Here is a 9,076-nt window from a genome sequence, read left to right as displayed (position 1 = left end):
CAGGGCGCCTTTGTGTCCGTCAGGACAGAGTCATCGAAGCCTCACGGCAGCGCGAGGTCGGTCTGCGGTCCGACGAGGGACAGCGACTTCGGCCGACTCATCAGGTCGCCCGCCATCGTGGACACCTGCTCGGCGGTGACCGAACGCACACGCTCGATGAGGTCGAGAGGCGATTCCAGTGGGATCCCGAAGATCTCGGATCGGGCCAGGCGGTTCATCCGCGCGGCCGAGGATTCGAGTCCGAGGACCATCGACCCCGAGAGCTGCGAGACGATCGCGTCCACCTCCGAACGACTCGGTGCCTCCTGCGCCAGCCGGTCCCATTCGGCCAGAGCCAGGTTGACGACGGCTTGACCGTTCTCCGGCGTGCAGCCGGCGTAGATGCCGAACGTACCGAAGTCGGTGAACTGGCTTGCCACACAGTTGACGGCATAGGCGAGCCCACGTTCTTCCCGCACGCTCTGGAAGAGTCGCGAGGACATGCCCCCGCCGAGCATCGTCAGCAGCACCGAATAGACGAAGCGGTCCGGATGCCCCTCTTCAAGACCCTCGCAGCCGAGGAGGATTCCCAGCTGTTCGGTGTCTTTGACCGTGTGTGAGCGCCCCGAATGGAACTGGGGGACCTCACGTGCGCCACGTGCATGAGCCTTTCCACCTGTGGCATCACCAACTCCAGCTGCCGCAGCCGGCCGACCGGCTGCAGGACTGTCCCAGGCGTGAGAGGCGGACTCGGAACCGATGCCTGCCTCGGCCAACGCATCTTCGACCATGCCCAGAACCTCGTCGTGGGTGGCGCCGCCGGCGGCGGCGATGACCAGACGCGGGGGAACATAAGTCGTCGAATGGTGCTCGAGGAGTGTGTGATGGCCCAGCACCCGGATCTGGTCCTTCGTCGCGCCGACCGGGCGCGCCAGCGGATGGTCGCCGAAGATCAGCTGGTCGAAGTCGTCGAAGAGGACATCACCGGGATCGTCGGCCGACATCGCCAGCTCCTCGATGATGACACCGCGTTCGCGCTCGAACTCTTCGGCGTCCAGATTCGAGTTCGAGACCATGTCGACGAGCAGAGCGGTGATGTCTGACAGGTCTGTGACGAGGCAGCGGGAGAAGTAGCAGGTGAGTTCCTTGGCCGTGATGGCGTTGGAGTCTCCCCCGGTCCGGTCGAAGGCCGCTGCAATCGCTTTCGCGTCCTTCGTCGGCGTTCCCTTGAAGAGCATGTGCTCGAGGAAATGGGTCGACCCGGCGGTCTCGGTCGATTCGTCACGCGAACCTGCCGCGACCCAGATGCCGATCGTCTCCGAGGCCAGTCCGGGCATGTGTTCAGTGGTCACCGTCAAACCACCGGGGAGGACAGACCGATCGATTCGGCTGCCCTCCCCGGTGTGAGAATCCCCCCGTATCAGTTGTCTGATCCCTCTTCTGCTTCTGTCTCTTCGTCATCGTCGCTCACGGGCGACAGTGACAGCTTGCCGCGGTCGTCGATCTTCGTGATCTCGACCTGGACCTTCTGGCCGACTCCGACGACGTCTTCGACGTCCTCGACGCGCTTGCCATCGTTGAGCTTGCGCAGCTCGGAGATGTGCAGCAGTCCGTCCTTGCCCGGTGTCAGGGAGACGAATGCGCCGAAGCTCATCGTCTTCACGACGGTTCCGAGGTAGCGTTCGCCGACCTCGGGCACCTGCGGGTTGGCGATCGCGTTGATCATCGACCGGGCGGCCTCGGCGGCCGGTCCGTCGGTGGCGCCGATGAGCACGGTTCCGTCATCCTCGATGCTGATGTCAGCGCCGGTGTCTTCCTGCATCTGGTTGATCATCTTGCCCTTGGGCCCGATGACCTCACCGATCTTGTCCACGGGGATGTTCACGGAGATGATGCGCGGAGCGGTCGGAGCCATCTCTGCCGGAGTATCGATGGCCTCGGCGATGACGTCGAGAATGACCATGCGTGCTTCGTGAGCCTGCTTGAGTGCGGCACCGAGCACCGAGGCCGGCAGGCCGTCGAGCTTGGTGTCGAGCTGGATCGCGGTGATGAAGTCACGTGTGCCGGCGACCTTGAAGTCCATGTCGCCGAAGGCGTCTTCGGCGCCGAGGATGTCGGTCAGTGCCGCGTATGCGGTCTGGTCACCGGTGTCGGTGGAGATGACGTCGGAGACGAGGCCCATGGCGATGCCTGCGACGGGAGCCTGCAGCGGCACACCGGCCGAGAGCATGGCCAGGGTCGAGGCGCAGACCGAGCCCATTGAGGTCGAGCCGTTGGATCCGAGTGCCTCTGAGACCTCGCGGATGGCGTAGGGGAATTCCTCGCGCTTGGGCAGAACCGGCACGAGTGCACGTTCTGCCAGCGCACCGTGCCCGATCTCGCGGCGCTTCGGGCTGCCCACACGACCGGTCTCTCCGACCGAGTAGGGCGGGAAGTTGTAATGGTGCATGTAGCGCTTCGTGGTCTCAGGCGACAGCGAGTCGATGTGCTGTTCGAGCTTGAGCATGTTCAGCGTCGTGACGCCGAGGATCTGGGTCTCCCCGCGCTCGAAGATGGCCGAGCCGTGAGCTCGTGGGATCACGTTGGTCTCTGCGGTCAGCGGACGGATGTCCTTGAGTCCACGTCCGTCGATGCGGATCTGGTCGGTGAGGATGCGCTTGCGCACGACCTGCTTGGTCAGAGCGTTGAGGGCTCCGGCGATCTCCTTCTCGCGGCCTTCGAAACGCTCGCCGAGCTTGTCGAAGAGCTCCGAGAGGAGAACTTCGCCTGCGGCTTCGCGTTCCTGCTTGTCAGCGATCTGGAAGTTCTCGGTCTGCTTGGCCTCGGCAAGTTCGCGCACGGCCTCGTAGACGTCGTCCTGGTAGTCCTTGAAGACAGGGAACTCGACGGTGGGCTTGGCGGCGGTGTCCGCCAGCTCCTGCTGTGCACGGCAGAGTTCGCTGATGAAGGGCTTCGCGGCTTCGAGTCCCTCGCCCACGACCTCTTCGGTCGGTGCGGTGGCACCGGTCTTGATGCGATCCATGGCGTTGTCGGTGGCTTCCGCCTCGACCATCATGATGGCAACGTCGTCACCGACGACACGGCCGGCGACGACCATGTTGAACACGGCGTCGTCGAGCTGCGAATGGTTCGGGAAGGCCACCCACTGGCCGTCGATGAGCGCGATGCGCACGGCGCCGATGGGGCCGGAGAAGGGCAGTCCGGAGAGCTGAGTCGACATCGAGGCCGCGTTGATGGCCAGGGCGTCGTAGATGTGGTCGGGGTGGATCGACATCACTGTGACGACGACCTGGACCTCGTTGCGCAGTCCCTTCACGAAGGAGGGGCGCAGCGGGCGGTCGATGAGTCGGCAGGTGAGGACCGCGTCGGTCGATGGGCGTCCTTCACGGCGGAAGAACGATCCGGGGATGCGACCAGCCGCGTACATGCGCTCTTCGACGTCGACGGTCAGGGGGAAGAAGTCGAAGCCCTCACGGGGGTTCTTGCCGGCCGAGGTGGCCGAGAAGAGCATGGTTTCGTCGTCGAGATAGGCGACGGCCGAACCGGCGGCCTGCTGAGCGAGCCGGCCTGTTTCGAAGCGGATGGTGTGTGAACCGTAGCTGCCATTGTCGATGTGCGCTACGGCGGATTCAGGGTTGAGTCCCACGTATTCTCCTTGTTCGTAACCGGTGCGCGGACACCCTCGATGGATGAGGGCGGAAAGCCCGCGTCAATCCGGTGGATAGTGACTTGGACATCCCATGGATCCAAGCCGGTCATCGATCGGGGCCCACGGAACCGGCGTGATTGTGCGCGTTCCTCCGGAGGCCACTACCGAGGACCGAAACGTCCATGGCATGGTTGTCCACCGTCAAGTCTACCGCAGATGCCCCGTTTCCCGGTCGAGACGCATGCCACCCGGGTCTGGCGGGGAGGCAGCCGGGTCTGGCGGGGAGAATTGATCTGGGCGTACCCAGACGAAGAAGCGCCCTGCATGATGCAGGACGCTTCTTCGTCTGAGCGCAGTCTCGTTCGAGCCGGTGTCAGCTCGTCCGAGTCGGACTCAATGTCAGGGCGCTGGCCTCAGCGACGCAGACCGAGGCGCTTGATGAGCGAGCGGTAGCGCTCGATCTCAACGCGCTGCAGGTACTTGAGCATCCGGCGGCGCTGGCCGACGAGGAGCAGCAGGCCACGACGCGAGTGGTGGTCGTGCTTGTGATCCTTGAAGTGCTCGGTGAGCTCGACGATCCGGCGGGTGAGCAGCGCAACCTGGACCTCGGGAGAACCGGTGTCGCCCTCGTGAGTTGCATATTCCTTGATGACCTCTTGCTTTTCAGCAGTGCTGAGAGCCATGGACTTCTCCTTCATGATCGTTGCGCGGCGCCGAGACCTGTCAGTCTCAGCACTATCGAACCGCGGCCGGTGAAAACGGCAACGTTCAGCTTATCAGGTGTGGAGCACCTCGCGCACATCGGCAATATCCTCGTGCATCTTCACGACGAGTTCGTCCATGCCGATGAACGTCACCTGGCCACGGATCCGCGACACGAACTCGAGAGTCATATGCCGGTCGTAGACGTCGAATTCGCCGAATTCCTTATCGAGAACATGAGCCTCGACCCGCCGCACGCTGCCCTCGAACGTGGGGTTGGTGCCCACTGAGATCGCCGCGGGGTATGCCTGATCCTCACCGGCGAACCGCGCCCACCCGGCATAGACGCCATCGGCGGGGATGAGGCCCTCGGCATCCTCGGACAGGTTCGCGGTCGGGAAACCGAGATCACGACCGCGGGCGTCGCCGTGAACGACAGTGCCTTCGACCCGGTGGTAGCGACCCAGCTGATCGGCAGCCTCGGCGACATCGCCGGCCACGATCTGCTCACGGATCCGCGACGAGGAATACCGGCCGCCGCGTCCGACCTCATCGATCGTCTCGGTCCGAAACCCGTATTTCTCGCCGAGGCGGCGCAGCGTCTCGATGGTGCCTTCGTTGTCTTTGCCGAAGCGCACGTCATCACCGACGACGACGATTTCGCAGGCCAGAGCCTCAACAAAGTAGGTGCGGACGAACTCCTCAGCGCTCTGGGCTGCGAAGTCGAGGTCGTAGTGCTGGACGAACAGGGCGTCGATGCCGGTGTCTGCGATGAAGTCGGCCTTCTGATCGGTGCTCGTGATCATCAGCGTCGGCTCATCCGGGCGGTGGATCGTGCGCGGATGCGGGTCGAAGGTCATGGCCACGGAGCGCAGGGATCGCGCGCCGGCCAGTGCCGCTACAGCTTGGAGAACGGTTTGGTGACCGCGGTGGACTCCATCGAAGTTGCCCAGGGTCACGACGGTGCCGACATCGTCGGTCCCGACCTCATTCAGTCCGTGATAAAGCTCCACTCGACGCTTGCTCCTTCCGTGCACCGCATCAGGTTATCGCAGAGATGTTCACACGTGCTAACCCACGGCTGATCACACGTGCCGACCCACCGATGCTCCCACACGTTCGCCCGCGCACGCGTCAGGAGATGACGGCCCAGCCGATGACGCCGACGAGAGAGGCGATCGTGATGGAGACGAACGTTCCGATGATGAAACGCTCGCCTGCTGCGGCGGAGGACTTGATCTCTGCGAAGCGTCCGAGACCTTTGACCGCAACGACGACGGCCATGAGCTCCGGACGTCCCAGCACGATGGCGCCGGCAATGAGCGCGCGTTCGACGATGCCGATCCACAGTCCGCCGCGCAGGACCTCGATGTCCTCACTGCCGGTGCGGGTCGGCTTCGAGCCGGGGCCATCATGGGTCATCCGCAGGAAGAGCGGAACGAGCGGGTAGCCGCCCGCCGCGGCCACGATCGCCGCGAGGACCGCGATGAGTACGTCAAACCACATGGTCACCTGCCTGGGAGTCGTCCTTCACGTCATCGCTCTGAGAGTGCCCGTCCCGCGACTCGCCGCCCTGGCCCTCTCCCATCTGTCCGAGGTGGAAGGTCGACAGCGCGCAGGCACCCTCGATGAGCTCCACCCCACCTGGTGAGAGCACGTGGGAGACCGCCTGCTGGGAGACGTCGAAGTGCACTGCGATGTCGTTCTGGGTGGATTCGGGCTGGTCGAGCCGGTAGTCGATGTAACGACGAGGCTGGGGACGGATGTTCTCGAATGTCCAGACCATCAGGCGCAGAGCGCTCTCAGCCAGACCCCCGTGACCCGTGGTCGGGTCCACGACAAGATGGGCGGGAGCGCCCTTGGCGGCTTCGACCGCACGCCTGGCCGCGTAGAACGCCTCTCCTCTGCCTTCGGCGGTGGACCTCGGCAATGGAGTGTCGACGGATCCGATTCCGATTCCGATGTGCCATCCTGCCTGAGCGGCCAGCAGTCGCACGGCGAGCGTCACCTGCTCAGCTGAGTCGAGAACACCCTGCACCTCATCGCCGATCGTGCGTTCGAACCCCAGTCGAGACTCAACGCGGTCCAAGATGTCGAGTACCTCGGGCACCCCATCGGTGCGCTCACGAGATCCTCGCTGATCGATGGTCATGACGTACATGACTCAAGTGAACCAAACCCCACCGCAATAAACAAGCATTTCAGTTGTATTCACGACATACAAACATATCGCTTGTATCGTCAGGCGAGGTCGATCGCGAAAGCCGTCTGGGACTTCAGCGCTCCCCCGGCCCGCACCTCGGCGATCGAGACGAGCTCGTCACCGGAGATCACGGCGACCTCATCACCCTGCTCCGGGCTCCGATCGGTGGGGATGGTCTTACCCTGCATGAGTGCCTTGGCCTCGGCGGCATCGACGTGCACGGTCGGAAGCAGCGTTCGGGCCACCTCGGCGAGCGAAGTCAGCGCGGGCGCTGCGGCGTCAAGGTCCTCGGGAATCGTCACGGCATCGTCGATGCCGAAGGACCCCACACGGGTGCGCCGCAGGGCGATGAGATGACCATGGACGCCGAGGCTGGTACCGAGATCGCGTGCCAGAGCACGTACGTAGGTACCCGAGGAGCAGTCGACTTCGACGTCGACATCGATGTGGCCCTCCGCGACGGAATACCGGGTGTCGAGGACGGTGAAGTGTGAGATCTCGACCCTGCGTGCCTTGAGTTCGACGTCTTCACCGGCACGGACACGGGCGTAGGAGCGCTGGCCGTTGACCTTGATCGCGGAGACGGCGCTGGGAACCTGGTCGATGACACCGGTCAATGCCGAGACGCCCTCGGAGATCCCGCCGTCGGTGACAGCCGACAGTCTCGCAGGCTCGGAGAAGATATCCGGTTCGGAGTCCGCGTCATCGGTCGGTGTGGCAGAGCCGAGGCGAATCGTGGCCAGGTAGGTTTTGGACACACCGGTGATGTAGCCCAGAAGCTTGGTTCCGCGACCCAGGCCGAGGACGAGTACGCCCGTGGCCATCGGGTCGAGGGTTCCGGCATGGCCGACCTTGCGGGTGCCGTACCAGCGCCGAATCCGGGAGACGACGCCGTGGGAAGTCAGGCCCTGGGGCTTGTCGCAGACGAGGACGCCCTGCGGGGAAGTATCACTCACGCGTCAGGCGCGATCAGTTGAACGACACGTGCACGTGGTCGAAGTGGTTGTCCGTGGGTGATCCACGGTCTTCCATGCTCGACCAGCCGCTGCCCGGGTTCCAGATGCGCTGTTCCCAGATCACGTACTTGACGTTGAGTGCCCCGGAGTTCTTGATCAGGTAGTCGGCGATGCGGTCGCCGGTGGCACCGGTGATCATGATGTCCACGGCCCCGCCGGTGTAGTGGTCCGAGGTGCCCGAACCTGGGCGGACGCCGCCGTAGGTCTTGACTTCGGGGAACTTCGCGCACACGGCACGGTAGCCGTTGACGGCGTTGGGCTGCAGTCCGGACTCGATCGAGGATGAGACCGAGCAGGGCTCGTTCGAGATGCCCTCTGGGGTGCCTTCGCCTTCGGATGACTTCTCATCCGACCCCGAAGACTTCTCGTCGGTTGACTTCGCACTGCCGGACTCCGCCTGGGCCTTCTCCCTCGTCGGGGACGGCTTGGGCTTGGGAGTCTTGACGTCGAGTGTCGTCTTCGACGTCTTGTTCTTGTACTTGGGATCGTCCTTGACGTCCTTGATGTACTCTTCGCCGGCCTTCTCGCGCTGGGCGTCGATCTCATCCTGGCTGACGGCCGAGGGGCTCGACTTCTCCTGCTGCGCGGAGGTGTCAGCGGCCTCGGTCGTGACATTGCCGGCCTCAGGCGGGCTCATGACGACGGTGGAGCCGACGACGGCAGCGGTGGCTGCGGCGGGAACCGCGATGGCTGCAACGACGGGACGCTGGCGGACAGTGGCCAACACCGAGGTGGCGGTTGACGGCGCGTCCGAGGAGTGCCGACCGGCAGAGCGCTTGCTGGCGGGGGTCAGATCCCGGACGAGCTGCTTAGCAAAGCCAGGCTTTGGCGAAGAGTGCTTACCCAATGCAGAAATCCCTTAACAGAGTCGTAATCATTTCGTTACCGGAAAAAGTCTAAACCAGAAGTGAAAGATAACAAAACTGTTACGTGAAGTTTTTACCCGGAAGTGACTGAGATCGCGATTGAGCGATTGCCTGCGTCGTACCGTGATCGCTCCGCTCCCCCACGGGCCTGTGACATTCTGCCGCGATGGAGTGCTGTGGCGTCAGGCCTCGTCGTCGGTCTTCTTGTACGGGTCCTCATCACCGGCGGGTTTCGCGTCCTTGGCCAATCCGGCAACCCGAGCGTCGTCGGCTGCCGCTTGGGCCAGGAGACCATCCAGATGGGCTGCAGCCTCCGGGACGGCGTCGGCGATGAATTCGAGGCTGGGAGTCAGGCGGATCGTCAGGCCCTTGCCCACCTCTGACCGGATGAAGCCCTTCGCTGACTCCAGCGCCTTGCCGGTGGCGTCGAGATCCTGGCCATCGCCGAAGACCGTGTAGAAGATCGAGGCGTGCTGCAGGTCTCCGGTCACGCGCACATCGGTGACCGTGACAAAACCGAGACGGGGGTCCTTGAGTCTGCGTTCGATCGTGCTGGCGACGATGACCTTGATCTGGTCGGCGATCTTCCGCGCCCGAGTTGCATCTGCCATGGTGATTTCCTTCTTCGTGTGAGTTGTCACTGTCAGCGAGTTCTGCCGGA

General features: G+C 63.8%; 9 protein-coding genes. All 9 read right to left on the bottom strand.

Annotated elements, in window-relative coordinates:
* Positions 1 to 41: 41 nt before the first annotated feature.
* Positions 42 to 1,331 carry a M16 family metallopeptidase gene (locus L0G76_RS11650; protein ID WP_304357371.1) on the bottom strand — a complete coding sequence of 430 codons (1,290 nt, stop codon included), beginning with the start codon at positions 1,329 to 1,331 and terminating at the stop codon, positions 42 to 44.
* Positions 1,332 to 1,399: 68 nt separating this feature from the next.
* Positions 1,400 to 3,625 (bottom strand): polyribonucleotide nucleotidyltransferase, encoded by a 2,226-nt coding sequence (locus L0G76_RS11645; protein WP_304357370.1) that lies wholly within the window; start codon positions 3,623 to 3,625, stop codon positions 1,400 to 1,402.
* Between the two features lie 416 nt (positions 3,626 to 4,041).
* Positions 4,042 to 4,311, bottom strand: a complete 270-nt coding sequence (rpsO, locus tag L0G76_RS11640) for a 30S ribosomal protein S15 (protein ID WP_304357369.1) — start codon at positions 4,309 to 4,311, stop codon at positions 4,042 to 4,044.
* A gap of 93 nt (positions 4,312 to 4,404) precedes the next feature.
* Positions 4,405 to 5,343: a bifunctional riboflavin kinase/FAD synthetase gene (locus L0G76_RS11635; RefSeq protein WP_304357368.1), complete on the bottom strand. Its 939-nt coding sequence runs from the start codon at positions 5,341 to 5,343 to the stop codon at positions 4,405 to 4,407.
* Between the two features lie 121 nt (positions 5,344 to 5,464).
* Positions 5,465 to 5,836: a hypothetical protein gene (locus tag L0G76_RS11630; RefSeq protein WP_304357367.1), complete on the bottom strand. Its 372-nt coding sequence runs from the start codon at positions 5,834 to 5,836 to the stop codon at positions 5,465 to 5,467.
* On the bottom strand, positions 5,826 to 6,491 hold the full coding sequence (locus L0G76_RS11625; protein WP_304357366.1) for a MarR family transcriptional regulator: 666 nt from the start codon (positions 6,489 to 6,491) through the stop codon (positions 5,826 to 5,828). Before L0G76_RS11625 ends, L0G76_RS11630 begins: the two co-directional genes overlap by 11 nt.
* 80 nt (positions 6,492 to 6,571) lie before the next feature.
* The gene (gene truB, locus L0G76_RS11620; RefSeq protein WP_304357365.1) at positions 6,572 to 7,489 is read right to left on the bottom strand and encodes a tRNA pseudouridine(55) synthase TruB; all 918 of its coding nucleotides are present in this window, start codon (positions 7,487 to 7,489) and stop codon (positions 6,572 to 6,574) included.
* 13 nt (positions 7,490 to 7,502) lie between these two features.
* Positions 7,503 to 8,396 (bottom strand): VldE C-terminal domain-containing protein, encoded by an 894-nt coding sequence (locus tag L0G76_RS11615; RefSeq protein WP_304357364.1) that lies wholly within the window; start codon positions 8,394 to 8,396, stop codon positions 7,503 to 7,505.
* Positions 8,397 to 8,597: 201 nt separating this feature from the next.
* Complete coding sequence (gene rbfA, locus L0G76_RS11610) at positions 8,598 to 9,026, bottom strand: 30S ribosome-binding factor RbfA (protein WP_304357372.1); 429 nt, start codon at positions 9,024 to 9,026, stop codon at positions 8,598 to 8,600.
* Positions 9,027 to 9,076: the final 50 nt, after the last annotated feature.

The organism is Brevibacterium picturae, from assembly GCF_030453725.1.
GTDB classification, from domain to species: Bacteria; Actinomycetota; Actinomycetes; order Actinomycetales; family Brevibacteriaceae; genus Brevibacterium; species Brevibacterium sandarakinum_A.
This window is presented reverse-complemented; position numbering and strand designations above follow the sequence as displayed.